The sequence below is a fragment of the Limnohabitans radicicola genome, from assembly GCF_014837235.1.
GTDB lineage: Bacteria > Pseudomonadota > Gammaproteobacteria > Burkholderiales > Burkholderiaceae_C > Limnohabitans_A > Limnohabitans_A radicicola.
The window spans coordinates 397309-424004 of record NZ_JACYFT010000001.1 but is presented as its reverse complement, the minus strand read 5'-3'; the positions used below and the strand labels follow the sequence as shown (position 1 = coordinate 424004).

The 26696-nt window shown below is 61.2% G+C and carries 19 protein-coding genes; 17 read left to right on the top strand and 2 right to left on the bottom strand.

Annotated elements, in window-relative coordinates:
* Positions 1–22: 22 nt before the first annotated feature.
* Positions 23–1111, top strand: coding sequence for an iron-sulfur cluster carrier protein ApbC (apbC, locus tag IC609_RS02105; protein ID WP_191817796.1), 1089 nt, complete (start codon positions 23–25; stop codon positions 1109–1111).
* 67 nt (positions 1112–1178) lie between these two features.
* Here the strand turns inward: apbC and IC609_RS02100 are convergent, their stop codons facing one another.
* Positions 1179–2741 carry a benzoate-CoA ligase family protein gene (locus IC609_RS02100; protein WP_191817795.1) on the bottom strand — a complete coding sequence of 521 codons (1563 nt, stop codon included), beginning with the start codon at positions 2739–2741 and terminating at the stop codon, positions 1179–1181.
* Between the two features lie 64 nt (positions 2742–2805).
* Positions 2806–4374, bottom strand: a complete 1569-nt coding sequence (locus tag IC609_RS02095; protein ID WP_191817794.1) for a 3,4-dehydroadipyl-CoA semialdehyde dehydrogenase — start codon at positions 4372–4374, stop codon at positions 2806–2808.
* 208 nt (positions 4375–4582) lie between these two features.
* Here IC609_RS02095 and IC609_RS02090 point away from each other — a divergent pair, with 208 nt between their 5' ends.
* The 16 genes from IC609_RS02090 to fdh3B all read left to right on the top strand — a co-directional run bounded on the left by IC609_RS02090 (position 4583) and on the right by fdh3B (position 26695).
* On the top strand, positions 4583–5497 hold the full coding sequence (locus IC609_RS02090; protein WP_191817793.1) for a helix-turn-helix transcriptional regulator: 915 nt from the start codon (positions 4583–4585) through the stop codon (positions 5495–5497).
* Between the two features lie 159 nt (positions 5498–5656).
* Positions 5657–7315 carry a 2,3-epoxybenzoyl-CoA dihydrolase gene (boxC, locus tag IC609_RS02085; RefSeq protein ID WP_191817792.1) on the top strand — a complete coding sequence of 553 codons (1659 nt, stop codon included), beginning with the start codon at positions 5657–5659 and terminating at the stop codon, positions 7313–7315.
* A gap of 88 nt (positions 7316–7403) precedes the next feature.
* Positions 7404–8831 carry a benzoyl-CoA 2,3-epoxidase subunit BoxB gene (gene boxB, locus IC609_RS02080; protein WP_191817791.1) on the top strand — a complete coding sequence of 476 codons (1428 nt, stop codon included), beginning with the start codon at positions 7404–7406 and terminating at the stop codon, positions 8829–8831.
* 243 nt (positions 8832–9074) lie between these two features.
* A complete protein-coding gene (boxA, locus tag IC609_RS02075; protein ID WP_191817790.1) occupies positions 9075–10385 on the top strand; it encodes a benzoyl-CoA 2,3-epoxidase subunit BoxA in 1311 nt (436 codons plus the stop codon).
* A gap of 6 nt (positions 10386–10391) precedes the next feature.
* Positions 10392–12101: an NADH-ubiquinone oxidoreductase-F iron-sulfur binding region domain-containing protein gene (locus tag IC609_RS02070; RefSeq protein ID WP_191817789.1), complete on the top strand. Its 1710-nt coding sequence runs from the start codon at positions 10392–10394 to the stop codon at positions 12099–12101.
* Positions 12098–14884 (top strand): formate dehydrogenase subunit alpha, encoded by a 2787-nt coding sequence (gene fdhF, locus IC609_RS02065; protein WP_191817788.1) that lies wholly within the window; start codon positions 12098–12100, stop codon positions 14882–14884. The genes IC609_RS02070 and fdhF overlap by 4 nt, the downstream gene beginning before the upstream one ends.
* 8 nt (positions 14885–14892) lie before the next feature.
* Complete coding sequence (locus tag IC609_RS02060; RefSeq protein WP_408610986.1) at positions 14893–15468, top strand: DUF3305 domain-containing protein; 576 nt, start codon at positions 14893–14895, stop codon at positions 15466–15468.
* On the top strand, positions 15465–16103 hold the full coding sequence (locus IC609_RS02055; protein WP_191817786.1) for a DUF3306 domain-containing protein: 639 nt from the start codon (positions 15465–15467) through the stop codon (positions 16101–16103). The genes IC609_RS02060 and IC609_RS02055 overlap by 4 nt, the downstream gene beginning before the upstream one ends.
* Positions 16030–18162, top strand: a complete 2133-nt coding sequence (locus IC609_RS02050) for a 4Fe-4S dicluster domain-containing protein (protein ID WP_191817785.1) — start codon at positions 16030–16032, stop codon at positions 18160–18162. The genes IC609_RS02055 and IC609_RS02050 overlap by 74 nt, the downstream gene beginning before the upstream one ends.
* 2 nt (positions 18163–18164) lie before the next feature.
* On the top strand, positions 18165–18788 hold the full coding sequence (locus tag IC609_RS02045; RefSeq protein ID WP_191817784.1) for a TorD/DmsD family molecular chaperone: 624 nt from the start codon (positions 18165–18167) through the stop codon (positions 18786–18788).
* A gap of 146 nt (positions 18789–18934) precedes the next feature.
* Complete coding sequence (locus IC609_RS02040) at positions 18935–20053, top strand: TRAP transporter substrate-binding protein (protein ID WP_225223957.1); 1119 nt, start codon at positions 18935–18937, stop codon at positions 20051–20053.
* 81 nt (positions 20054–20134) lie between these two features.
* Positions 20135–20800 carry a TRAP transporter small permease subunit gene (locus IC609_RS02035; protein ID WP_191817782.1) on the top strand — a complete coding sequence of 222 codons (666 nt, stop codon included), beginning with the start codon at positions 20135–20137 and terminating at the stop codon, positions 20798–20800.
* Positions 20797–22656 carry a TRAP transporter large permease gene (locus IC609_RS02030; RefSeq protein ID WP_191817781.1) on the top strand — a complete coding sequence of 620 codons (1860 nt, stop codon included), beginning with the start codon at positions 20797–20799 and terminating at the stop codon, positions 22654–22656. Before IC609_RS02035 ends, IC609_RS02030 begins: the two co-directional genes overlap by 4 nt.
* A gap of 220 nt (positions 22657–22876) precedes the next feature.
* Complete coding sequence (locus tag IC609_RS02025) at positions 22877–23086, top strand: formate dehydrogenase (protein ID WP_191817780.1); 210 nt, start codon at positions 22877–22879, stop codon at positions 23084–23086.
* 35 nt (positions 23087–23121) lie between these two features.
* Positions 23122–26082 (top strand): formate dehydrogenase subunit alpha, encoded by a 2961-nt coding sequence (locus tag IC609_RS02020; protein ID WP_191817779.1) that lies wholly within the window; start codon positions 23122–23124, stop codon positions 26080–26082.
* A gap of 10 nt (positions 26083–26092) precedes the next feature.
* Positions 26093–26695 carry a formate dehydrogenase FDH3 subunit beta gene (gene fdh3B / locus IC609_RS02015; RefSeq protein ID WP_191817778.1) on the top strand — a complete coding sequence of 201 codons (603 nt, stop codon included), beginning with the start codon at positions 26093–26095 and terminating at the stop codon, positions 26693–26695.
* The last annotated feature ends 1 nt before the right edge of the window (position 26696 follow it).

The window sequence follows — 26696 nt, the reverse complement described above, 5'->3', positions numbered from 1 at the left end:
TCTTTTTTGTGGATTCTTGCCCATGGCCACCTCAGAACAATTGCTTCAAGCCCTGCAAACCGTCATTGATCCCAACACGGGCAAGGACTTCGTGTCTTCCAAGCAGTTGAAGAATTTGACGATCGACGGCGGCGACGTCGCTTTTGACGTGGAACTGGGTTACCCGGCCAAGAGCCAGATCTCGGCACTGCGCCAGGCCCTGATTGCCGCGGCCAAAGGCGTGGCCGGCGTGAGCAATGTGTCGGCCAATGTGAGCGTCAAGATCGTCGCCCATGCCGCGCAGCGCGGTGTGGCCCTGCTGCCGCAGGTCAAGAACATTGTGGCGGTGGCCTCGGGTAAGGGCGGCGTGGGCAAGAGCACCACGGCCGTCAACCTGGCCCTGGCCCTGGCCGCCGAGGGGGCCAAGGTGGGTCTGCTGGACGCTGACATTTACGGCCCCAGCCAGCCCATGATGATGGGCATCGAAGGACGTCCCGAGAGCCTGGACGGCCAGAACATGGAGCCCATGGAGAACTATGGTGTGCAGGTCATGTCGATCGGGTTCCTGGTGGACCAGGACGAAGCCATGATTTGGCGCGGCCCCATGGCCACCCAGGCGCTGGAGCAGTTGTTGCGCCAGACGAACTGGAAGGACCTCGATTATTTGATCGTGGACATGCCGCCAGGCACGGGTGACATTCAGCTTACCCTGAGCCAACGCGTGCCCATGACGGGTGCGGTGATCGTCACCACCCCGCAAGACATCGCCCTGCTGGACGCCCGCAAGGGCGTGGCCATGTTCGAGAAGGTGGGGGTGCCGATTCTGGGCGTGGTGGAAAACATGGCGGTGCACGTGTGCACGAACTGCGGCCATGTGGAGCACATTTTTGGTGAAGACGGCGGCAAGCGCTATGCAGCCGAAAAAGGCATCGACTATCTGGGGGCCTTGCCCCTGAACATGCAGATCCGCCTGCAGGCCGACAACGGCAAGCCCACGGTGGTGTCCGACCCCGACGGCGAGGTTGCCCAGATCTACAAGGCCGTGGCCCGCCAGGTGGCGGTCAAGATCGCCGCCAAGGCCAAGGATTTTTCGAGCAAGTTCCCCAGCATCAAGATCAGCAAGGACACCTGATCCTGCTCAGGCAGCGCTCAAAACAAAGGCCCGCTTGCGGGCCTTTGTTGATTTGGGGTGCCGGGCGTCAGCCTTGCTGTTTTTCAAGATCGCGCAGACGGAAGCGCTGGATCTTGCCCGTGGCGGTTTTGGGCAACTCGGCCACAAACTCGATGAAGCGCGGGTATTTGTACGGAGCCAGGCGCTCTTTCACAAAAGCCTTGACCTCTTCCTGCGTCAGGCTTTGTCCCGCTTTGAGCACGATGAAGGCCTTGGTTTTGGTCAGACCATCGGTGTCTTCCTTGCCGATCACAGCCGCTTCAAGGATGGCAGGGTGCTGCACCAAGGTGGCCTCGACCTCGAAGGGCGAAACGTAGATGCCGCTGACTTTGAGCATGTCGTCATTGCGGCCCGCGTAGGTGTAGTAGCCGTCGGGGTCACGGGTGTACTTGTCGCCGCTCTTGGTCCACACGCCTTGGAAGGTGTCGCGCGATTTTTCGCGGTTGTTCCAGTACATCAGGGCGCTGCTGGGGCCCTGGATGTAGAGGTCGCCGATCTCGTTGTGGCCGGTGACCACGCTGCCATCCTCGTTGCGCAGCTCGACCAAATAGCCCTCGACCGGTTTGCCCGTGGTGCCGTAGCGCACATCGCCGGGGCGGTTGGACAAAAAGACGTGCAGCATTTCGGTGGAGCCGATGCCGTCGATGATTTCGCAGCCGAAATGCTGCGTCCAGCGCTCGCCGATGTCGCGTGGCAAGGCTTCACCGGCCGATGAACACAGGCGCAGCGCGACCTGGCTTTTGGCGGGCAACTCGGGGCTGGCCAGCATGCCGCCGTAGCCGGTGGGCGCGCCATAAAACACGGTGGGCTGGTGGTCGACCAGGCGCTTGAAGGTCGCTTGCGGGGTGGGGCGCTCGGCCATCAGCACCACGCTCGCGCCCACGCTCAAGGGGAAGGTGAGCGCGTTGCCCAGGCCGTAGGCAAAGAACAGCTTGGCGGCCGAGAAGACGGTATCGCTCTCGCGCAGTTGCAGCACGCCTTTGCCGTACAGCTCGGCGGTCCAGTACAGATTGCCCTGGCTGTGCACCGTGCCCTTGGGCTTGCCGGTAGAACCCGACGAGTACAGCCAGAAAGCCGGTTCATCGGCCAGGGTGGCCGCAGGCACGCCCGGCTGGCCTTGCGCCACCAACGTGGCCATGTCGTGTGCTCCGGCGGGCAAGGCGTCCGCAGGGCGGGACACCACCACGTGCTGCACTTCGGTCTTGACCTGGGTCAGGGCGCTTTGCAGCGTGGGCAGCAGGGCGCCCGAGACCAGTGCGGCCTGGGCGCGGCTGTTGGCCAGCATGAAGGCGTAGTCTTCGGCTGTGAGCAGGGTGTTCACGGCCACAGGCACCACGCCCGCGTAGAGCGAACCCAGAAAAGCCACCACCCAGTCGCTGCTGTCTTGCATCAGCAGCAGAACGCGTTCTTCGCGCTTGAGGCCCAGGGCCTTGAGGCCGCCCGCAAAGCGGCGCACCTGGTCGGCCAGCTGGCCATAGCTGAGCTGGCCGATGTCATCGATCAGGGCGGTTTTGTCGGCGCGGCCAGCATTGGTGGCGATCAGGTGCTGGGCGAAGTTGAATTCGGTGGGCGGGGCACTCACATGGCTCATGTCTTGTCTCCTGCGGGTTCTCAGTGTCTGTGGTCGGGTCGGTTCGGAAAATGGGGACTTGTCCTTACAGGGGCAGCTTGGCGCCCTGTGCGGCCAGCTGGTCCAGGGCCAGCGCGCTGCCTTGCACGGCGCTGCGGCGGTGGTAGAAGTTCAGGGCGCGCAAGCCGCCGAGCTCTTCACCGCCGCCAGCGCGGCCAGGGCCACCGTGCAGGCTCATGGGCATCACGTTGCCGTGGCCGCTGTGCAGGGTCGCCACATCGGGCGAGACCGCGTGCACACGCCCGTGGCTGCTGGCCAGCGCCACCGAGGCCTGGGCGGTGAAAGTCGGGTCTTCGCTGTAGACCGAGCACACCAGCGAGCCTTCACCCCGGCGGATCATGGTGTAGGCCTCGTTGATGCTGTCGTAAGGCATGAGGGTGGACACGGGGCCAAACACCTCGACCGCGTGCAGCACCTGGGCGCTCATGGGCGATTCGGTGCCCAGCAGCACGGGGGCCACGCAGGCGCTCGATGCGTCGGCATCCACCAGCGGTGCTGCGTTGCCATCGTACAAAACCGTGGCTTCGGTCTTGAGCTGGGCCAGGCCCGCCAGCACACTGGCTTTTTGTTCTTGACTCACCAGGGCCCCCATGCGCACGGACTCGTTCCTTGGGTTGCCCACGCTGGTTTTGGCCAAGCGCGCGCCAATGGCCTGTGCAGTGGCTTGGTACAAGGCACGCGGCACAAAAATGCGGCGAATGGCGGTGCATTTCTGGCCGGATTTGACGGTCATCTCGCGCGCAACTTCGGCCACCAGCAGCTTGAAAGCTTCGCTGTCAGCTGTGGCATCGGGCGAAAGCAAGGCGCTGTTGAGGCTGTCGGCTTCGATGTTGCAGCGCACCGACAGCTCGGTCACGGCGCGGTGGCTGCGGATGATCCGGCCCGTCTCGGCCGAGCCGGTGAAGCTGACCACGTCAAAGGCCTGCAGTTGGTCCATCAGGCCTGCTGACGAGCCGCAGATCACCGAGAGCGCGCCCACGGGCAGCACGCCTGCGTCCACCACATCCTTGACCATGCGCTGGGTCAGCCAGGCGGTGGCTGTGGCGGGCTTGATGATGACCGGCACACCCGAGAGCAGGGCGGGGGCGGCTTTTTCCCAAAGGCCCCAGCTGGGGAAGTTGAAGGCGTTGATGAACAGCGCCACGCCGTGTGTGGGCACCTGGATGTGCTGGGTTTGGAAGGCCGGGTCTTTGGCCATGCGGATGCGTTCACCGTCCAGCAGCAGCGTGGCATCGCCCAGGGCCGCGCCCTGCTTGGCGTAGTAGCCCAGGGTGAAAATGGCGCCATCAATGTCCACGCCCGAGTCTTTGGCCACGGTGCCGCTGTTGGCGGTGGCAATTTCGTAGTAGGCATCGCGGTTGGCTTGCAGCACTTCCACAATTTGGCTGAGCATGGCGGCGCGCTGGCCGTAGCGCATGGCGCGCAAGGCCGCGCCACCTTGCTCGCGGGCAAAGGCAAAGCCTTCGGCCAGGTCGATGCCGCTGCTGGACACGCGGGCCAGTTCGGTGCCCAGCACCGGGTCAAACAGAGGCGTACCTGCGTCGGTGCCGGTCTGCCAGCGGCCGGCGAAGAAGTTGGGGAGCAATGCGGTCATGTGAATGGCTTTCAGTCGTCTCGAAATGAGGGTAGTCAGGTGTGTTGCAGGCGGGGGCATGCAACAAAAAACTGTTCGAGTGGTCCAGTTGGCGGTATAAACAGCAGTTGATGCACTATTGTGCGTGCCTGCAAGTATGCAATAAAGTGCATGTTTTGGGGTTGTTGAAATTTAAGGGTTTTCCCTTGTCTTAGATCCAAGGTCCAACATGACAAGTCAAGAGTCCACGTTGATGGAAGTGTCCGAGTCGGAGACAAAACGCAGCCCGTTTCTGGAGGCGCTGGGCGAGCGCGTGCGCACCTTGCGCTCGCGCCAGGGCATGACGCGACGTGCTGTGGCGGTGGCCGCCGATGTGTCCGAACGGCACCTCGCCAATCTGGAATACGGCACCGGCAATGTCTCGGTGTTGGTGCTGTTGCAGGTGTCCCATGCCTTGCAGTGCTCGCTGGCCGAATTGCTGGGTGACGTCACCACCAGTTCGCCCGAGTGGCTGTTGATCCGTGAGTTGCTCTCGACGCGCAGCGAGGCCGATTTGCGCCGTGCCCGCGTCCAGCTGGGCGAGATGTTTGGTGAAGGCGGCAATGCACAGGAACGCAAGAATCGCATCGCCCTGATTGGTTTGCGTGGGGCCGGCAAAACCGCGTTGGGGCAGCGCCTGGCCGATGACATGGGCTTTCCCTTCATTGAACTGAGCCGCGAGATCGAGCAGTTTGCCGGCTGCCAGATCAGTGAAATCCACAACCTGTACGGGGCCAACGCCTACCGCCGTTACGAGCGCCGTGCGCTCGAGGAAGCGATTCAAATTTACCCCGAGGTGGTGATCGCCACACCGGGAGGCTTGGTGTCTGATTCCGCCAACTTCAATGTGCTGCTCTCGCACTGCACCACCGTGTGGCTGCAGGCTGACGCGGCCGACCACATGGGCCGTGTGGCTGCGCAAGGCGACATGCGCCCGATGGCCGCGAGCCGCGAGGCCATGGAAGACCTCAAGCGCATTCTCGAAGGGCGCTCGGCCTTCTATTCCAAAGCCGACTTGACCATCAACACCAGTGGCCGCAGCGAAGACCAGGCCTTCGACGCCTTGCGTACTTCGGTTCGCCAACATCTGGCCTTGCCCGCTTGATACAAGGCCCTGAAGCTTGCTTCCTAGGGTAAATACTTATAAAATGCAATAAAGTGCATATTGCTGCCCGGTGTCATCTGCACTAAACTTCAGCTCAACATGCAGTGAAATGCATCTTTGACCGAAATCAAATCCACCCCTTCATTGACGGAGACACCCATGACCGCAGCACCTCAGGTTGATTACCAGACCAACCCTTCGCAATACAAACACATCAACCTGTCTTTTGACGGTGAGATTGCCACGCTGGCCATCAACATCAACGAAGATGCCGGTATCCGCCCTGGCTACAAACTCAAGCTCAACAGCTACGACCTGGGGGTGGACATCGAGTTGCATGACGCGCTGCAGCGCATCCGCTTTGAGCACCCCGAAGTGCGCTCGGTGGTGGTGACCAGCTTGAAGGACCGCGTGTTCTGCTCCGGTGCCAACATCTTCATGCTGGGTGTGTCTACGCACGGCTGGAAAGTGAACTTCTGCAAGTTCACCAACGAAACCCGTAACGGCATCGAAGACTCCAGCAAGCACGACGGCTTGAAATTCGTCGCCGCCCTGAATGGCGCTTGCGCTGGTGGTGGTTATGAGCTGGCGCTGGCTTGTGATGACATCGTGCTGGTTGATGACCGCTCTTCAGCCGTGTCGCTGCCTGAAGTGCCTTTGCTCGGCGTGTTGCCCGGTACGGGCGGCCTGACGCGTGTGACCGACAAGCGCCATGTGCGCCACGATCTGGCCGACATCTTCTGCACCAGTGTTGAGGGTGTGCGTGGTCAAAAAGCCGTGGACTGGCGTTTGGTGGATGCGATCGCCAAGCCCGCCGTGTTCAAGGATGTGGTCAAAGAACGCGCCACCAAGCTGGCTGCTGGCAGCATCCGTCCTGCAGGTGCCAAGGGTGTGGCGCTCACGCCCCTGAACCGCACCATCGCGGCCGACGCGCTGACTTATACCAACGTCACCGTGGAGATCGACCGCGCCAAGCGCATCGCCACCTTCACCGTCAAGGCCCCGGCCACCGCGCAGCCCACTGATATCGCGGGCATTGAAGCCGCGGGCATGAACTGGTGGCCCTTGCAGATGGTGCGTGAACTGGACGACGCCATCTTGCACATGCGCACCAACGAACTCGACATCGGCACCTGGGTGCTCAAGACTTCGGGCGACGCCGCTGCCGTGCTGGCCTCCGACGCCACCATGCTGGCGAACAAAGACCACTGGTTTGTGCGTGAAACCATCGGCCACCTGCGCCGCACACTGGCCCGCATGGACGTGACTTCGCGCAGCCTGTTCGCCCTGATTGAAGAGGGGACATGTTTTGTCGGCACACTCGCCGAACTGGCTTTCTGCGCCGACCGCGCCTACATGCTGGCGCTGCCTGACGACGAGGCCAATGCCCCCAAGATCCAGCTGAACGAAATGAACTTCGGTTTCTTCCCCATGGTCAACGACCAGACCCGCCTGCAGCGCCGCTTCTACGAAGAAGTGCCTGCCATGGAAGCCGCACGCGGCGCCATCGGCAAGGCTTTGGACGCTGACGCGGCCCTGGCTTTGGGCTTGGTCACGGCAGCCCCTGATGACATCGACTGGGCCGACGAGATCCGCCTGGCCCTGGAAGAGCGTTCTGCCATGTCGCCCGACGCCCTGACCGGTTTGGAAGCCAATCTGCGTTTTGCTAGCCAAGAGAACATGCTGACCCGCATCTTCGGCCGCCTGACCGCCTGGCAGAACTGGATTTTCCAGCGCCCCAACGCCGTCGGCGAAAAGGGCGCTCTGAAGGTCTACGGCAAGGGCGAAAAAGTCCAGTTCGACCTGAACCGCGTTTGATGTTTTGACGTTGTGCGGCGTGGTTCCCGGTGGTCCGCGCTGCAACCGAAATTTGACCCCACCGTTGCTTTAATTTCTGGAGACTCTCATGTCCGGTATCAACTACAGCGAAAAAATCCCCAACAACGTCAACCTGTCGGAAGACCGCACGCTGCAACGCGCGCTGGAGCACTGGCAGCCCAACTACCTGCAGTGGTGGAATGACATGGGTCCTGATGGCTCGCAAAACTTCGACGTTTACCTGCGCACCGCCGTGAGCGTGGACCCCCAAGGCTGGGCCCAGTTTGGCCACGTGAAGATGCCCGACTACCGTTGGGGCATTTTCCTCAATCCCGGCGAGCAAGACCGCAAGATCCACTTCGGTGACCACATCGGCGAAGCCGCCTGGCAAGACGTGCCTGGCGAACACCGCGCCAACCTGCGCCGCATCATCGTGACCCAAGGCGACACCGAACCCGCATCCGTCGAGCAGCAACGCCACCTGGGCCTGACTGCGCCCAGCCAGTACGACCTGCGCAACCTGTTCCAGGTGAACGTGGAAGAAGGCCGTCATCTGTGGGCCATGGTCTATCTGCTGCACAAGTACTTTGGCAAGGACGGCCGTGAAGAAGCCGAGGGCCTGCTCGAGCGCAACAGCGGCAACGCCGACAACCCCCGCATTCTGCAAGCCTTCAACGAGAAGACGCCCGACTGGCTGTCCTTCTTCATGTTCACCTATTTCACCGACCGCGACGGCAAGTTCCAGTTGTGCGCTTTGGCCGAGTCGGCGTTCGATCCGCTGGCCCGCACGACCAAGTTCATGCTGACCGAAGAAGCCCACCACATGTTCGTGGGCGAGTCCGGCGTGAGCCGCACCATCCAGCGCACCGTGGATGTGATGAACCAGCTGAAAACCGACGACGTGGCCAAGCTGCGCGCGGCTGGCGTGATCGACCTGCCCACCATCCAGCGTTACATCAACTTCCACTTCTCGGTGACCATCGACCTGTTCGGTGCCGATCAGTCGTCCAACGCCGCCACCTTCTACAGCTCCGGCTTGAAGGGCCGTTACGAAGAAGGCAAGCGCACCGATGACCATGTCCTCAAGGGCAACAGCTACAAGATCCTGTCGGTCGAAGACGGCAAGCTGGTCGAAAAAGAAGTGCCGATGCTCAACGCCTTGAACGAAGTGCTGCGCGATGACTACATCACCGATTCCAAAGGCGGTATCGAGCGCTGGAACCGTGTGATCGAAAAAGCCGGCATCCCCTTCAAGCTGACTGCGCCACACAAGGCTTTCCACCGCAACATCGGTTCTTTGTCCGGCGCCAAGATCACGCCCGAAGGCCGTGTGGTGTCTGAGGCCGAGTGGAACGCCAAAGTGGGCGAGTGGCTGCCGACCAACGAAGACCGCGCTTATGTGGCCAGCCTGATGGGCCGTGTCGTCGAGCCAGGCAAGTTCGCCAACTGGATCGCGCCTCCCGTCATGGGCATCAACCGTCAGCCTGTGGACTTTGATTACGTCCGCTTCAACTGATGCGTTGAGCTTTTGAATTGACTGCTGCCTCATTTGTGGGGCAGCAGTCGTCAAAGGCAGGGGCGGGTTCCTCATACTGGGGTACCAAAAATCGTCACCCGCCCCTGCCTTTGACGACTGCATGGTGTGCGCCAAGCACACACAATGCCGGTAGACTGCATTGCTTGCCCGGCTCCAAGCCATATCGTTGCGGACCCCGTAAGCCAAAGACCAAAGCCGAAGCGACAACAAGAAAGCCAAGACATGAGCACCGAAACGACCTTGATCAAACAGCACGTCATTGACCCGGAGATCTGCATCCGCTGCAACACCTGCGAAGCGATCTGCCCGGTCGGGGCCATCACCCACGACTCCCTCAACTACGTGGTCAAGGCCGATGTCTGCAACCTCTGCATGGACTGCATCTCGCCATGCCCCACGGGCTCCATCGACAACTGGCGCATGATGCCCAAGGCCAAGGCCTACAGCATTGAAGAACAGCTCAAATGGGACGTGCTGCCTGCTGAACTGAGCGCCGAAGAACTTGCCGCAGCCGGTGCCGAGGTCGGCGCCGCTCAGGAAGAAGCCCAAGCCGCTGCACAAGCCGCGGCTTCCTCCGCATCGGCCGCCAGCACCGCCAGCGCGTCCGGCTTCAACTCGGCCGCCTACGGCGCGACCATTCCCCCTTGGTCAGCGGCCCATGCCTACACCAACCTGTATGGCCCCAAGGCGGCCGAAAAAACCATCACTGCCACCGTCACCGGCAACCTGCGCGTGACCGAAGTCGGCAAACAAGACGGCCAGCAAGACTACGACACCCACCACATCGTGCTCGACTTTGGCAGCATGCCTTTCCCGGTGCTCGAAGGCCAGTCGATCGGCATCATCCCGCCCGGTGTGGACGCCAAAGGCAAACCGCACCACGCCCGCCAATACTCCATTGCCAGCCCCCGCAACGGCGAGCGTCCGGGCCACAACAACCTGTCGCTCACCATCAAGCGCGTGCTCGAAGACCACGACGGCCAACCTGTGCGTGGCGTCGGCTCCAACTACATGTGCGACCTCCAGGTCGGCGACAAAGTGCAGGTGATCGGGCCGTTTGGCGCGAGCTTCTTGATGCCCAACCACCCCAAGAGCAACATCGTCATGATCTGCACGGGGACGGGTTCGGCCCCGATGCGCGCCATGACCGAATGGCGTCGCCGCTTGCGGGCGAGCGGCAAATTCGAGGGGGGCAAGCTGATGCTTTTCTTTGGTGCCCGCACCCCGGCCGAGCTGCCGTACTTTGGGCCGCTCAACAACCTGCCCAAAGACTTCATCGACATCGAGTTCGCTTTTTCGCGTGAAGTGGGCAAGCCCAAGCGCTATGTGCAGGATGCGCTGCGTGACCGCGCTGCCGACATCGCACTGCAGCTCAAAGACCCCAACACCTGCTTCTATGTGTGCGGTTTGAAGAGCATGGAAGAGGGCGTGGTCATGGCGCTGCGCGACATCGCTCAGAACGCCGGTCTGGACTGGGAAGCCATCGGTGGCGCGCTCAAGAAAGAAGGCCGCCTGCACCTCGAAACCTATTGAGCCAGTATGGCGAACGCCACCCACATCGGTCTGGACCAGCTTCGCCAGCAACTGCGCCAGCCGCGCTCACAGCTCAAAGGCCGTCAGGCCAGCGATGAAGCCCGTGCCGAGGTGCGGGCCCTGATCGGTGACCCGCCCGAAAACGGCCACCGCCGTGACCTGCTGATCGAGCATCTGCATGTGCTGAATGACCATTTTCATGGTTTGTTCGAGCGCCACATCGTGGCGCTGGCGGCCGAGATGCGCTTGTCCGTGGTCGAGGTGTTCGAGGTCGCTTCGTTCTACCACCACTTCGAGATCCTGAAAGACGATGAAGCCGCTGCGCGCATCAAGGTGCGGGTGTGCGACAGCCTGAGCTGCAGCCTCGCGGGCAGCCACAGCTTGCTTCGCCAATTGCAAAACGATTTGCTGGATGTGAAGGTGGTGCCTGTGCCCTGTCTGGGCCGCTGCGAGCAGGCCCCGGCGGCACAGGTGGGTCAGCAGGCCGTGGCGTACGCGAGCGTTGATGCGGTGGTGCAACGTGTCACTCACCATCAGACGCAGCCGAATGCTTTGCCCGATGCGGTCCACATGGACGCTTATGTGCAAGCCGGGGGCTACCGCCTGGCACAACAAGTGGCCTCGGGTGAGCGCGAGGCCGAATCGGTGATCCAGGTGCTGGAGTCCTCGGGCTTGCGTGGTCTGGGTGGCGCAGGTTTTCCGGCGGGTCGCAAATGGCGTATCGTGCGCCAGCAGCCAGCCCCGCGCCTGATGGCGGTGAACATCGACGAGGGCGAACCCGGCACCTTCAAGGACCGCACGGGCCTGGAGTCGGACCCGCACCGTTTTCTGGAGGGTGTGCTGATCGCCGCCAGTGTGGTGGGTTGCGAAGCGGTGTACATCTACCTGCGTGACGAATACCACGAAGCGCGTGTGCTGCTCATGCAAGCGCTGGCCGATCTGCAGGCGAATCCGCCTTGCGCCTTGCCGCGCATCGAGCTGCGACGCGGCGCAGGGGCCTACATCTGCGGTGAAGAATCCGCCATGATCGAAAGCATCGAAGGCCAACGTGGCGAGCCGCGCCTGCGCCCCCCTTACATCGCCGAGGTGGGCCTGTTTGGTCGACCCACGCTGGAGCACAACTTCGAGACCCTCTATTGGATTCGCAAGCTGCTGGAAAACGGGGCGGACAGCTTTGCATCGCAGGGCCGCCACGGTCGCCAGGGCCTGCGCCGCTTCAGCGTGAGCGGGCGTGTGAAGCAGCCGGGCGTGAAGCTCGCGCCTGCGGGCATCACGCTGCGCGAACTGGTGGATGAACACTGCGGCGGCATGGCCGAGGGGCACACGCTGTACGCCTATTTGCCCGGCGGTGCCAGCGGCGGCATTTTGCCTGCCCGTTTGGCCGATGTGCCGCTGGACTTTGACACCTTGCAGCCGCATGGCTGCTTCATCGGCTCGGCCGCCGTGGTGGTGCTCAGCCAACACGACAGCGCCCGTGAAGCGGCCCTGAACGTGATGCGTTTTTTTGCGCACGAGAGCTGCGGCCAGTGCACGCCTTGCCGCGTGGGCACCGACAAGGCGGCGCAGCTGATGGCCCGTGAGGTCTGGGACCGCGAAACACTCGAAGACCTGGCGCAGGTCATGGGCGATGCGTCCATCTGTGGTCTGGGCCAGGCCGCGCCGAACCCGATCCGCTGCGTGTTGCAGTATTTCCCGCACGAAGTGGGGGCGGCATGAGCACCGTCCAATTCACCCTCAACGGCCAAAGCGTTGAAGCGCCCGCTGGCAAAAGCATCTTCAACATTGCCAAAGACCTGGGTATTGCCATCCCGCACCTGTGCCACAAGGAAGGCCTCGCGCCCGACGGCAACTGCCGCGCTTGCGTGGTCGAGGTGGCCGGTGAACGCACGCTCGCGCCCAGCTGCTGCCGCAGCGCTACGCCCGGCATGCAGGTGCAAACGAACAGTGAACGTGCGGTCAAAAGCCAGAAGATGGTGCTGGAGATGCTGCTGGCCGACCTGCCCGAGCAGGGCCACAAGTGGTTGGACGACCGCCTCGAGGCCCCGCACGGCGAGCTGAGCCAGTGGGCCGAACACCACGGCGTACAGGTGCGTCCGGCGTTGGCCGACTTGCGTCGCGAGGCCGTGCCCGCCGATCTGTCACACCCGGCCATGGCGGTGAATCTGGACACTTGCATCCAGTGCAACCGCTGCGAACGCGCTTGCCGCGACCTGCAGGTCAATGATGTGATCGGCCTGGCCTTCCGGGGGGCGCACACCCAGGTGGTGTTTGACCTGGCCGACACGATGGGTGGCAGTTCTTGTGTGGGTTGTGGCGAATGCGTGCAGGCCTGTCCCACAGGCGCGCTCATGCCCAAGAGCCACATGGGCCCACAAAGCGTGGACCGCGAAGTCGACTCCGTCTGCCCGTTTTGTGGTGTCGGTTGCCTGGTCACTTTCCAGGTGCGCGATGAAAAGATCATCAGCGTGAAGGGCCGCGAAGGCCCGGCCAACGAAGGGCGCCTGTGCGTCAAAGGCCGCTTTGGCATGGACTACATCCACAGCCCGGACCGCATCACCCGGCCACTGATCCGCAAGGCGGGCGTGGCCAAGGACGTGGCGCTGCTGGAGGGCCACACCGACTGGCGCGATGTCTTCCGCGAAGCCACTTGGGAAGAAGCACTGGATCTGGCCACCCTGCCGCTCAACAGGCTGCGTCAACTGCACGGCCCCAAATCGCTTGCCGGTTTCGGCTCGGCCAAAGGCAGCAACGAAGAGGCCTACCTTTTCCAGAAACTGGTGCGCACCGGTTTTGGCAGCAACAACGTGGACCACTGCACGCGCCTGTGCCACGCGTCCAGTGTCGCTGCACTGCTCGAAGGCGTGGGCTCCGGCGCGGTGAGCAACCCGGTGCGCGATGTGGCGCATGCCGACCTCATCATCGTGATCGGCTCCAACCCCACGGCCAACCACCCGGTGGCCGCCAGTTGGATGAAGAACGCTGCCCGGCGCGGCACACGCATCGTGCTGATGGACCCGCGCATCACCGACATCGGTCGCCACGCTTGGCGCACCTTGCAGTTCAAGGCTGACACCGATGTGGCGCTGCTCAACGCCATGCTGCACGTGATCGTGACCGAAAACCTGTGCGACGAGACCTTCCTGCGCGAGCGTGCCGACCATGTGGCCGAGCTCAAAGCCCATGTGCGGGACTACACACCCGAGGCCATGAGCGTGGTTTGCGGCATTCCGGCAGACACCATCCGCGAGGTGGCGCGGGCTTATGCCACGGCCAAGGCGGCCATGATTTTGTGGGGCATGGGTGTGAGCCAGCATGTGCATGGCACCGACAATGTGCGCTGCCTGATCGCGTTGGCCAGCATCACGGGCCAGATCGGTCGCCCCGGCACCGGCCTGCATCCGCTGCGCGGCCAGAACAATGTGCAGGGCGCGAGCGACGCGGGCCTGATCCCGATGATGTACCCCAACTACCAGCGTGTGAGCGACAAATCTGCGCAGGACTGGTTTGAGAAATTTTGGGACACGAAACTCGACGACCAGCCCGGCTACACCGTGGTCGAGATCATGCACAAGGCGCTCGCGCCCGAGAGCGACCCGCACAAGGTGCGCGGCATGTACATCTTGGGTGAGAACCCGGCCATGAGCGACCCGGACCTGCACCATGCCCGCCATGCCTTGGCCAGTTTGCAGCACCTGGTGGTGCAGGACATCTTCCTGACCGAGACCGCCTGGCTGGCCGATGTGGTGCTGCCCGCCAGCGCCTGGCCCGAAAAAACCGGCACCGTCAGCAACACCGACCGCACGGTGCAGATGGGCCGCCAGGCCGTGTTGCCCCCGGGCGATGCGAAACCCGATTTGTGGATCATCCAGCAGATCGCGCAGCGCATGGGCCTTAATTGGCACTACGTGGGTGCACACGAAGGTGTGGCCCAGGTGTATGAAGAAATGCGTCAGGCCATGGCCCTGACCATGGGCGGCATCGACTGGGCGCGTTTGAATGCAGGCTCGGTCACCTACCCCTGCGTGAGCGCCGATGACCCGGGCCAGCCCATCGTCTTCCACGACCACTTTCCAACGCAAGACGGTCGCGTTCGCCTGGTCCCTGCAAGCTTGATTGCGGCGGCAGAACAAACCGATGCCGATTACCCCCTGGTGCTCATCACCGGTCGGCAACTGGAGCACTGGCACACGGGCAGCATGACGCGCCGTGCCACCGTGCTTGATGCTTTGGAGCCTGCCGCTACCGCTTGCATGCATGGGGCGGAGATGGGGCGTCTGGGTTTGCAGCCGGGGCAACGCATCCGTGTGGCTTCGCGACGCGGGCATGTGGAACTCGCCTTGCGTCAGGACAATGGCACGCCCCTGGGGGCGGTGTTCATCCCGTTTGCCTATGTGGAGGCGGCGGCCAACGAACTGACCCATGCGGCACTGGATCCTTTTGGCAAGATCCCGGAGTTCAAATACTGTGCGGTGCGAGTGGAATCTGCGACCGCCGCATAATGCGGCGCATGACCGAACAGCCCGTCTCTTCTGTACGCCCCCAAGTCCGTGTGGCTGTCCTCATGCGCCGTGAGCCGGTGCAAGGGGCCATGGCGCGTTGGCAGCCTTGGCGTTGGGTGCTGGCCGATGTGGTGCCTCACGAAGCCGGTTTCGGCTCCGAGCCGCGTTGCTTGCGTCAAAGTGACCACGAGGCCCTGTGGCTGTACCCCAACTGGACTGTAGAGCTTTTTCCGGACGATGCACAGGGTTACTGGCTGAATGCAAGCTCCCCAACACCGTGCTATTTTGTGATGTGGCGACACATCGATGCCGATGATGGCGGCGACCCGGTGGCGGTGCCTCAGGCGGTCAGTCTGAGTTACCACGATGCAGGCCGCTGGCTGGATGCCCAGGAAATGGTCGAAAACGTGGCAGCACCTGCTGATGTGGTTCAGTGGTTGCATGGTTTTGCAGCCGAGCATTTCGTCCCGGAAGTCAAAAAACGCCAGCGGCCCCAAAGTTTTCAGCGCCTCACCGACCGTTTCGGACAGCCTGCCTCGGTCAGTACCGAGTCCAAGCGCAAGGGGGGAGGGCGTGCACCATGAGCGACAACTTTTTCAGCCGCTGGTCGCGTCGCAAGCAAGATGCGGCGCTCGGCCGTGCGCTGGACGAACCGCTGCCGTCGGTGGCCACTTCGGTCGTGCCGCCACCGCAGGACTTGTCAGGCCCCGCCAGTGCGGTTGTGCCAGAGGCACGCCTTGCACAAGAGGAGGCCGATGCACCATTGCCCTCGCTGCAAGACGCTCAAGCGCTGAGCCCCTCGTCGGACTTTCAGCCTTTCATGCGCCAGGGCGTGACCCCGGATGTGCGCAATGCAGCGATGAAGAAACTCTTTGCCGACCCGCACTTCAATGTGATGGACGGTCTGGACATTTACATCGGTGACTACACCCAGCCTGACCCTTTGCCTGCTGGCATGTTGGCGCAAATGGCGGGGGCGCAGTTCCTGAACCTGGTGCCGCCACAAGCACCTGGGCCCGAGGGAGGACGTACCCGCGGCGGCGCAGAGCAAAACCCCGGTCAGAACCCTCAGTCGCAACAAGGCGCCGCAGTTGTGGCACAGTCGCCGGATCATGCAGCCCCAATGGCCGCGACAAGCACTGACCATGACGACACTGATTTGCAACTGCAACCAGACCCTGCCGCTGCAGACCCCCAAGCTGGGTCAAGCGCTCGGTGAGGACCTGAAAGAACACACCACGCTGTGCCGCCGAGAGGCGGGCGCTTTCCAGCAGGCCATCCAGGGCCGCGAGACCGTGGTGGTGGCCTGCACCCAGGAGCAGCGGCTGTTGACCGAGCTGGCCGAACAGACCGAGGGCGCAGCGGCCTCCATCCGTTTTGTGAACATCCGGGAAAGCGCAGGCTGGTCTGCCGAAGGTGGGCAGGCCACCCCCAAGATGGCGGCTTTGCTGGCCGCCGCCCGCTTGCCCGAGCCTGAGCCCGTGCCCACGGTGACCTTCAAAAGCCAGGGGCGGTTGTTGATCCTGGGGCCGCTCGACCAGGCCGAGCGCGCAGCGGCCTTGTTGTCGGATGTGCTGGACATCACCCTCTGGGCCGATGGCGCGGGCGAGGCCGGAGGCAGCCAGGTGCGGCGTTTTCCGGTCATGGCCGGAAAGCTGCAAAGTCTGAACGGTTGGCTGGGGGCCTTCCAGGTGGCTTGGCTGGCCAACAACCCGATCGATCTGGACCTGTGCACCCGCTGCAACGCCTGCGTGGTCGCCTGTCCAGAACAGGCCATTGGCCTGGACTACCAGGTTGACCTGTCGCGTTGCAGCGCGCACCGCGATTGCGTCAAGGTTTGCCATGCGGCGGGTGCCATCGATTTTTCGCGCGAGCCCCGTTCGCAAAGCGAACGCTTTGATCTGGTGCTGGACCTGCGTGGCCCGCAGGCAGCGGTGACTTTCCGCCAGCACGCTTTGCCCCAAGGCTATTTCCGCTGGGATGGCAAGGATCTTCAGACCTTGCTCAAGTTGCGCGACATGGTGGGCGAATTTGAAAAGCCTCGCTTCTTCGCCTACAAACAAAAACTGTGCGCCCACAGCCGCAATGACCAAACCGGTTGCAATGCCTGCGTGGACATCTGCTCGGCCGAAGCGATTGCTTCGGACAAGTCGCGCCAGCAAATCCAGGTCAACCCCCACCTGTGTGTGGGCTGTGGTGCTTGCACCACCGTGTGCCCGACTGGCGCTTTGACCTATGCCTACCCCCGAGCCTCGGAGCAGGGCGACAAGATCCGCACCTTGCTCAGCACCTACCAGGCGGCTGGCGGGCGCGATGCGGCCTTGTTGCTGCACAGCCAGAACCAAGGCCAGGCCCTGATCGATGAGTTGGGCCGGGGTGCACAGCTCAAGGTCATGCAGGGTGTGCCTGCTCGCGTGATGCCTATGGCACTGTGGCACACGGTCAGCCTGGGGCTGGAGGTGTGGCTGTCGGCCGTGGCTTATGGCGCGCGCCAGATCATGGTGCTGCTGACCGACGAAGAAGCGCCGCAATACAAAACAGCGCTGGTGGAGCAGATGGCCGTGGCGCAAGCCGTGCTCAACGGCCTGGGCTACGACGGCGTGCATTTGCAGTTGATCGAGGCCGCACATCCGCAGGTGCTCGACAGCGAATTGCAACGCTTGTCTGGCCGCAGTGCCAAAGTGCCTGTGGGGCCGGGCGTGGCAGCGCGCCATGCCGTGCAGTCCGACAAGCGCAGCACCCTGGAGCTGGCGCTGGACCACCTGATGGCGCATGCCCCGGCCCTGCAAAGCACAGTCAAGCCCGAGGCGCTGGCCTTGCCTGCAGCGGGCGCTCCGCTGGGCACCCTCGCGGTCGACGCTTCGCGCTGCACTTTGTGCATGAGCTGCGTGGGGGCATGCCCTTCGGCCGCTTTGCAGGACAACCCGCAGCAGCCTGAGCTCAAGTTCATTGAGAAAAACTGCGTGCAGTGCGGCCTGTGTGCCAAGACTTGTCCCGAGCAGGCCATCACGCTGCAACCCCGTTTGTTGCTCACGCCCGAGCGCAGCCAGCCGCGTCGCCTGCACCACAGCCCGCCGTATGCCTGCATCCGTTGCCAAAAGCCTTTTGGCACACTCAAGGCCATCGAAACCATGCTCGGCCGCCTGTCCGGGCACAGCATGTTCCAGGGCGCGGCGCTGGAGCGCCTGAAAATGTGCGGCGACTGCCGCGTGATCGACATGTTCACCGATGAAAACCAGGTGCGCATGGCGGGTGACCACCCATCCAAACCGCAATAACCATGAGCCAAGACCTGAACTTGTCCAGCAGCCACGCCCTCGACGAAGAAACCGCACGTGCCGAGTTGTACGGACTGCTTTCGCAGCTGTACTACGCAGCCCCCGACGCCGAGCTATTGGGGCAGCTGCAGGTGGCCGTGACCGAAGCGCCCGATGCCGGGGGCTTTTTGGAAGAGCCTTGGCGTGAATTGGTGGCTTGTGCGCGCAGCCAAAGCGTTGAGCAACTGGCAGCGGAATACAGCAGCCTTTTTGGGGGGGTGGGCAAGCCTGAGGTGTACCTGTTCGGCTCCCATTACCTGAGCGGTTTTCTCAATGAAAAACCCTTGGTGCGATTGCGTGACGATCTGGCTGAATTGGGCCTGGCCCGCAGCGAGTCCATGCCCGAAACGGAAGACCATGTCGCCTGTGTTTTCGAGGTCATGCGGTTTCTGATCGCTGGCGACGATGCCGCAGTGTCCAACCTGGCCCGTCAGCAAGCTTTTTTCAATCAGCATGTGCAACCGTGGTTGCCTGCCCTGTGTCAGGCACTGCAAAACCATCCCCGGGCCGTTTTTTATGCACGCCTGGCCGCCTTCACCGAAACCTTCATCAGTGTGGAGTCGCAGGGCTTTGATCTTTTGGGGTGATTGAAATTATTTCCGGATGGTTTTGAAAATAATGTCATTTTTTGCTCGGGTTTTCACTTAGAACCAAAAAAAGGTGCGCTCCCATAATGGATGACCAAGCGGTAATTTTTTACGCTTGCAAGTTCAACAACGATTGGAGACACGCCTTGACCGATACAACCACTCCCCGCCGTCGCAACCTTCTCAAAGGTGCAGCTGTCGCTGCAGGTGCCCTTTCTGCCCCCATGATCGCCACGGCCCAAACCGGGCCCATCAACATGCGTTGGCAGAGCACCTGGCCTGCCAAGGACATCTTCCACGAGTACGCGCTCGACTACGCGAAAAAAGTCAATGACATGACCGGCGGTGAGCTGAAGATCGAAGTCTTGCCCGCCGGCTCCGTGGTGCCCGCATTCGGCCTGCTCGAAGCGGTCTCCAAGGGCACACTCGACGGTGGCCACGGGGTGTTGGGCTACCACTATGGCAAGCAAAACGCTTTGGCTTTGTGGAATTCGGGCCCTGCGTTCGGCATGGACGCCAACATGGTTCTGGCCTGGCACAAGTACGGCGGTGGCGCCGAGCTGTTGGCCAAGTTGTATGCCTCAATCGGTGGCAACGTGCAATCTTTCCTGTATGGCCCCATGTCCACCCAGCCCCTGGGCTGGTTCAAGAAGCCGATCACCAAGACGTCTGATTTCAAGGGTCTGAAGTTCCGTACCAACGGTTTGGCCATTGACCTGTTCACGGCCATGGGCGCTGCCGTGAATGCATTGCCAGGTGGCGAAATCGTGCCAGCCATGGACCGTGGTCTGCTCGATGGCGCTGAGTTCAACAACGCCACATCGGATCGCGTTTTGGGCTTTCCCGATGTGTCCAAAGTCTGCATGCTGCAGAGCTACCACCAGAGCGCCGAGACGTTTGAGGTCATGTTCAACAAGACCAAGTACGACGCACTGCCAGCCAAGATGAAGGCGGTGATTGCAGGCGCCACAGAAGCCGCATCTGCCGACATGTCCTGGAAGTCGGTGGACCGCTACTCCAAGGACTATGCAGAGTTGCAGACCAAGGACAAGGTCAAGTTCTACAAAACCCCGGATTCGATCTTGCAGGACCAATTGAAAATCTGGTCCGAAATCCTGGAGAAAAAGTCGGCAGAAAACCCCTTGTTCAAAGAAATCGTGGCGTCGCAAAAGGCATTTGCACAGCGTGCGGTCAAGTGGGAGCAAGACACCATGATCAGCCGTCGCATGGCGGTGAACCATTTCTTCGGCGCTAAAAAAGCCTGATGCGGTTCTGAATCGCGCTTTCCATGGGACTGAATTCTGCGTTCAGCAGGATTCAGTCCTTTTGCATTCGAGAAAAACAATATGAACACACTGAAATTGCTGCACGCGGCAGACAACATCAGCACCTGGGTGGGCAAAACCTTCGCCTGGCTGATTGTTGTGCTGATGGTGATGGTGATGGGTGAAGTATTCAAGCGCTACGCCTTGAACGCACCTACCGCCTGGATTTTTGAAGCCAGCAACATGCTCTATGGCACCGCTTTCATGATGTGCGGTGCATACACATTGAGTCAGGATGGCCATGTGCGTGGCGACTTTTTTTATGGCAGCGCCAAGCCACGAACGCAAGCCACACTTGACTTCGTCTTGTACATCCTGTTTTTCATTCCTGGCGTGATCGCTTTGACATGGGCTGGTTGGACATACGCGGGCGATGCGATATCGATTCGTGAAATGACCAACAGCGCCGACGCGATTCCCCTCTACCCATTCAAAGCCATCATCCCGATCACGGGATTCATTGTGCTGATGCAGGGCTTGGCGGAGATCATCCGCTGTGTGGTGTGCCTGAAAACCGGCGAGTGGCCCGCACGCCTGAAAGATGCCAACGAAATTGATGTGGTCGAACAACAGCTCTCGGCCAGCACCTATGTTGACGAAGACGCCAAACGCGAGGCGATTGAACGCGCTAAACACATTGACGAAGAGGCCCACCAGCGTGGCAGCTCGACGGGAGAAAAGAAATGAGCGATCCAGCACTCGGCCTCTTGATGCTCTGTCTGATCATCGTGGTGATCATGATGGGCTTTCCCACGGCCTTCACCCTGATGGGTTTGGGCATGGCCTTTGGATTCACGGCTTTTTATGAGCCAGGTCAACCCTGGTTGGACAACCGCATTTTCAACCTCATGGTGCAACGCACCTACGGTGCGATGACCAACGACACCTTGTTGTCGATCCCGCTCTTTGTGCTGATGGGCTATGTGATGGAGCGCGGTGCGCTGGTGGACAAAATGTTCCACAGTGTGCAGCTGGCTTTCCGTCGCTTGCCTGGCTCGTTGGCGGTGGCCACCTTGGTGATTTGCACCTTCTGGGGCATTGCCAGTGGTTTGGTGGGTGCCGTGGTGGTCCTGATGGGGGTGATTGCCATGCGCCCCATGCTGAACGCTGGGTATGACACGCGCCTGGCCGCAGGCGTGATCACTGCTGGTGGTACTTTGGGGATTCTGATTCCCCCTTCGGTGATGATCATTGTTTACGCCGCTGTGGCAGGGCAGTCGGTGGTCAAGCTGTATGCCGCGGCCATGTTCCCGGGCTTTTTCCTCGCTTTTCTCTATTTGGTCTATGTGATTGGCTGGGTCTTGATCGATCCGAAAATTGCTCCCAAACTTCCGGAAGACCAAACCAAAGCACCCGTGGCACCTTGGCTGGACCAACTGGGTCAGCAGTATTCCCGTCGCATGTTGCCTGCATTGGTCAAGGCGGTCGTGATGCCTGGACGTGCACTGCAAATCAGCGTGGCTGACATGCGCGTGACTTGGGGCCTCCTGGTCCGCAGCTTGAGCATGGCCTTGGCGCCTGTGTTCATGGTGGTGGCGATGCTCGCCACATCCTGGTGGTACGTTGTGGTGTATTCACAGGCCACCGCCAATGCGCAAGCGGGTACTGAGATCGTCCAGATGAGCAGCGACATCGTGGCCGAGAAAACCAGCGTCCCTGCAGAGCCGGAAGGCTTGCAGGAGATGGGGGGTGACAAAGTGGAAGCCGCCCCTGAAAACAATGACAACCCTGTGTCTTTGGGCGACGAGGTGGTGGAGGCCAACAAAGTGGTCGAGGTGCCTGAGAGCTTCTACACCGGATTCTGGGGAACTGCCTTGGTGTTGCTGGGCTTGCTGGTCTGGTATTACAAGGGCTTTGACGCGGAGCAGTATGAAATCCTGAACATGCTGGTCAAGTCGGTCATGCCCTTGGGCATCCTGACTGCAGTCGTTTTGGGTGTGATCTTGCTGGGCCTGGCCACAGCCACCGAATCGGCGGCTGTGGGGGCTACGGGTGCCTTCATCATGGCCTGGTGGTCAGGTTCGCTGAACTTTGAAAAGACCAAACAAGCCGTGTTCTTGACGGCCAAAACCACGTCCATGGTGTGCTGGTTGTTTGTTGGCTCTGCGCTGTTCTCGGCGGTGTTTGCTGTCCTGGGTGGTCAACGCCTCGTCGAGGAATGGGTCATGGCCATGAACCTCACACCACTTCAGTTCATGTTGCTGTCGCAGGCGATCATCTTTGTGCTGGGCTGGCCTTTGGAGTGGACAGAGATCATTGTGATTTTTGTGCCCATCTTCCTGCCCCTGCTCGCACATTTCCAGATCGACCCGATCCTGTGGGGTGTGCTGGTGTTCGTCAATTTGCAAGCGGCTTTCCTGTCGCCGCCCGTCGCCATGTCGGCCTTCTATCTGAAAGGGGTGTCACCCCCCCATGTGACCATCAATCAGATTTTTGCCGGCATGATGCCCTACATGTTGATCGTGATCATCTGCATGGTTTTGATGTACATCTGGCCAGGGCTCACGCTTTGGTTGCCCGAATACCTTTATGGACCCAAGTGAACGGGTGGGCTGATGCCAGGCCGCTCGGCATGCATGCTGAGCGGCTTTTTTCATGTGCATGGGCGGCGATGCTGCGTGTCTGTGCGGGCTCAAACCTGACCTTTATCCATGGGTATAAGGGTTTTTCCCTTGAGGCAAAACCGGGGTGAAGTTAACATCGCCAATGAACAAAAATGCATAGGTCAATAGGTCTTTGGTTCAATCCATTTTGGAGTCTCTGATGTCATCTAAAAACTCCTCCCTCTCGCGCCGCAGTCTGTTTGGCGGTGTGGCCACCGTCGGCGCTGTGGCTGCAGCCACCAGCGTGCTGCCCACGGTGGTCAAAAACAATTTGCCAGCTGCCGCGCCTGCGCTGCCCAAACCTGAGCGTGGTGGTGGCTACAGCCTGAGCGAACACGTTCAGCGGTACTACAAAACCACCCGCATCTGAGTTTTCTTTTTCATTTTTCCCAACTGGAGTCTTCCATGTTGCTGACCAAAAAACAGACGGCTGCCAGTGGCAGTGCATCGTCCTCTTTCGTTCACAGCCTGCGCCGCGGTTTGTCCCAGGCCTTGCCCACGCTTGACCGCCGCAGCTTTTTGCGCCGTTCCGGGTTGGGCGTGGGTGTGGGCTTGGCCGCTTCCCAGCTGAGCCTGGTGCAAAAAGCCCATGCCGCAGCCGGTGTGGACAACATTGGCAAAGGCAAGGTCGAAGTCAAACGCACGATTTGTACCCATTGCTCGGTGGGTTGCGCGGTCGATGCGGTGGTTGAAAATGGGGTTTGGGTCCGCCAGGAAGCCGTCTTCGATTCCCCCATCAACCTGGGTGCCCATTGCGCCAAAGGTGCGGCCCTGCGTGAACATGGCCATGGCGAATACCGTTTGCGCTATCCCATGAAGCTGGTGAATGGCAAGTACGAGCGCATCAGCTGGGACACGGCCCTGAACGAGATCAGTGCCAAGATGTTGGAGCTGCGCAAAGCCAGCGGGCCTGACAGCGTTTATTTCATTGGTTCTTCCAAGCACAACAACGAACAAGCCTACTTGCTGCGCAAGTTCGTGAGCTTCTGGGGGACCAACAACTGTGACCACCAGGCCCGCATTTGCCACTCCACCACCGTGGCTGGCGTGGCCAACACCTGGGGTTACGGGGCGATGACCAACTCGTACAACGACATGCAAAACAGCAAGGTCGCTTTGTACATCGGCTCCAACGCCGCAGAAGCCCACCCTGTCTCGATGCTGCACATGCTGCACGCCAAGGAAAACGGCTGCAAGATGATCGTGGTTGATCCACGGTTCACCCGCACCGCCGCCAAAGCCGATGAGTACGTGCGCATCCGCTCGGGCGCCGACATCCCGTTCCTGTTTGGCGTGCTCTACCACATCTTCAAGAACGGCTGGGAAGACAAGAAGTACCTCAACGACCGTGTGTACGGCATGGATGCGGTCAAGACCGAAGTCCTGGCCAAGTGGACTCCCGACAAAGTGGAAGAGGCCTGCGGCGTCAAAGAAGAACAGGTCTTCAAGATTGCCAAGATGTTGCATGAGAACAACCCAGGCACCATCGTGTGGTGCATGGGACAGACGCAGCACACCATCGGCAATGCCATCGTGCGTGCATCGTGCATCCTGCAACTGGCTTTGGGCAATGTGGGCAAAACAGGCGGTGGCACCAACATCTTCCGTGGCCACGACAACGTGCAAGGCGCGACCGATGTGGGCCCCAACCCCGATTCACTGCCTGGCTACTATGGTTTGGCCGAGGGCTCCTGGAAGCACTTTGCCAATGCCTGGGGTGTCGACTTCGAGTGGATCAAAAAACAGTTCGCCAGCCCGGCCATGATGGGCAAGAACGGCATCACGGTCTCGCGCTGGATCGATGGGGTGCTCGAAAAGAACGACCTCATCGACCAGGACAGCAACCTGCGTGGTGTCTTCTATTGGGGCCATGCGCCCAACTCGCAGACCCGGGGTCTGGAGATGAAGCGCGCCATGGACAAGCTGGATCTGCTGGTGGTCGTGGATCCTTACCCATCGGCCACCGCTGCCATGGCAGCGATGCCGGGCAAGGCCGAAGACCTCAATCCCAACCGTGCCGTTTACCTGCTGCCCGCTGCAACCCAGTTCGAAACCAGCGGTTCATGCACCGCGTCCAACCGCTCCATCCAGTGGCGCGAGAAGGTCATCGATCCGCTGTGGGAAAGCCGCTCCGATCACATGATCATGTACCAGCTGGCGCAAAAGCTGGGCTTCGACAAAGAACTCGTCAAAAATTACAAGATGCAGAAGGTCAAGGGCATGGATGAGCCCGTGCCCGAAGACATCTTGCGCGAGATCAACAAGTGCGTCTGGACCATCGGTTACACCGGCCAGAGCCCGGAGCGCCTGAAGGCCCACATGAAGAACATGCACGTGTTCGATGTGAAGACCTTGAAGGCCAAAGGCGGCAAGGACAAGGACACGGGCTACGACTTCACGGGTGACTATTTCGGTTTGCCCTGGCCGTGCTACGGCACACCCGAGCTCAAGCACCCTGGCTCGCCCAACCTCTACGATACCTCCAAGCATGTCATGGACGGCGGTGGTAATTTCCGCGCCAACTTTGGGGTGGAGCGTGAAGGCAAAAGCCTGCTCGCCGAAGATGGTTCGCATTCGCTGGGTGCCGACATCACGACCGGTTACCCTGAACTTGACCACATCCTGCTCAAGAAGCTGGGCTGGTGGGACGAGTTGACCGAGGCCGAAAAAGCCAAGGCCGAAGGCAAGAACTGGAAGACCGATGCGTCTGGCGGCATGATCCGCGTGTTCATGAAAAACCACGGCTGCCATCCTTTCGGCAATGCCAAGGCCCGCGCTGTGGTCTGGAACTTCCCGGATCCCATTCCGCAACACCGCGAACCTTTGTACGGTACGCGTCCGGACCTGATGGCCAAGTACCCGACGCACGACGACAAGAAGGCTTTCTGGCGCTTGCCGACCCTGTACAAAACCGTGCAGGACAAGAACATCGCCGACAAGGTGCACGAGAAGTTTCCACTGATCCTGACGTCTGGTCGCTTGGTCGAGTACGAAGGCGGCGGCGAGGAAACCCGCTCCAACCCCTGGCTGGCCGAGTTGCAGCAGGAAGCCTATGTGGAGATCAACCCCAAGACCGCGGCCGACCGAGGCATCCGCAACGGTGACCGTGTCTGGCTGCTGGGTGCCACGGGGGCCCGCCTGAACGTGCAGGCACTGGTCACCGAGCGTGTGGACACCGGCACCGTCTGGATGCCTTTCCACTTCTCGGGCCGCTGGCAGGGCGCTGACATGCTGGCCTACTACCCCAAGGGCGCTGCCCCTGTGGTGCGCGGCGAAGCCGTCAACACGGCGACCACTTACGGCTATGACAGCGTCACCATGATGCAAGAGACCAAGACCACCGTTTGCAACATCGAGAAGGCTTGAGGAGAACACGATGGCACGAATGAAATTCATCTGTGACGCCGAGCGCTGCATCGAGTGCAATGGTTGCGTCACCGCTTGCAAGAACGAACACGAGGTTCCTTGGGGTGTGAACCGCCGCCGTGTGGTCACACTCAACGATGGGGTGCCGGGCGAGAAATCCATTTCGGTGGCTTGCATGCACTGCTCGGACGCGCCCTGCATGGCGGTGTGCCCGGTCAACTGCTTCTACAAGACCGACGAAGGTGTGGTGTTGCACGACAAGGATGTGTGCATCGGCTGTGGTTATTGCTCGTATGCCTGCCCCTTCGGTGCGCCACAGTTTCCAAGCCAGGGCACTTTCGGTGTGCGCGGCAAGATGGACAAGTGCACTTTCTGTGCGGGTGGTCCTGAAGAGCATGGCAGCCAGGCCGAGTTCGACAAATACGGCCGTAACCGCCTGGCCGAAGGCAAGCTGCCCGCCTGTGCTGAAATGTGCTCGACCAAGGCCCTGCTCGCCGGTGACGGCGATGTGGTGTCCGACATCTTCCGCCAGCGCGTGGTTCAGCGCGGCAAGGGTGCCGAAGTCTGGGGCTGGGGGACTGCCTATGGCACCGCCACCAAGCAAGGAGCCTGAA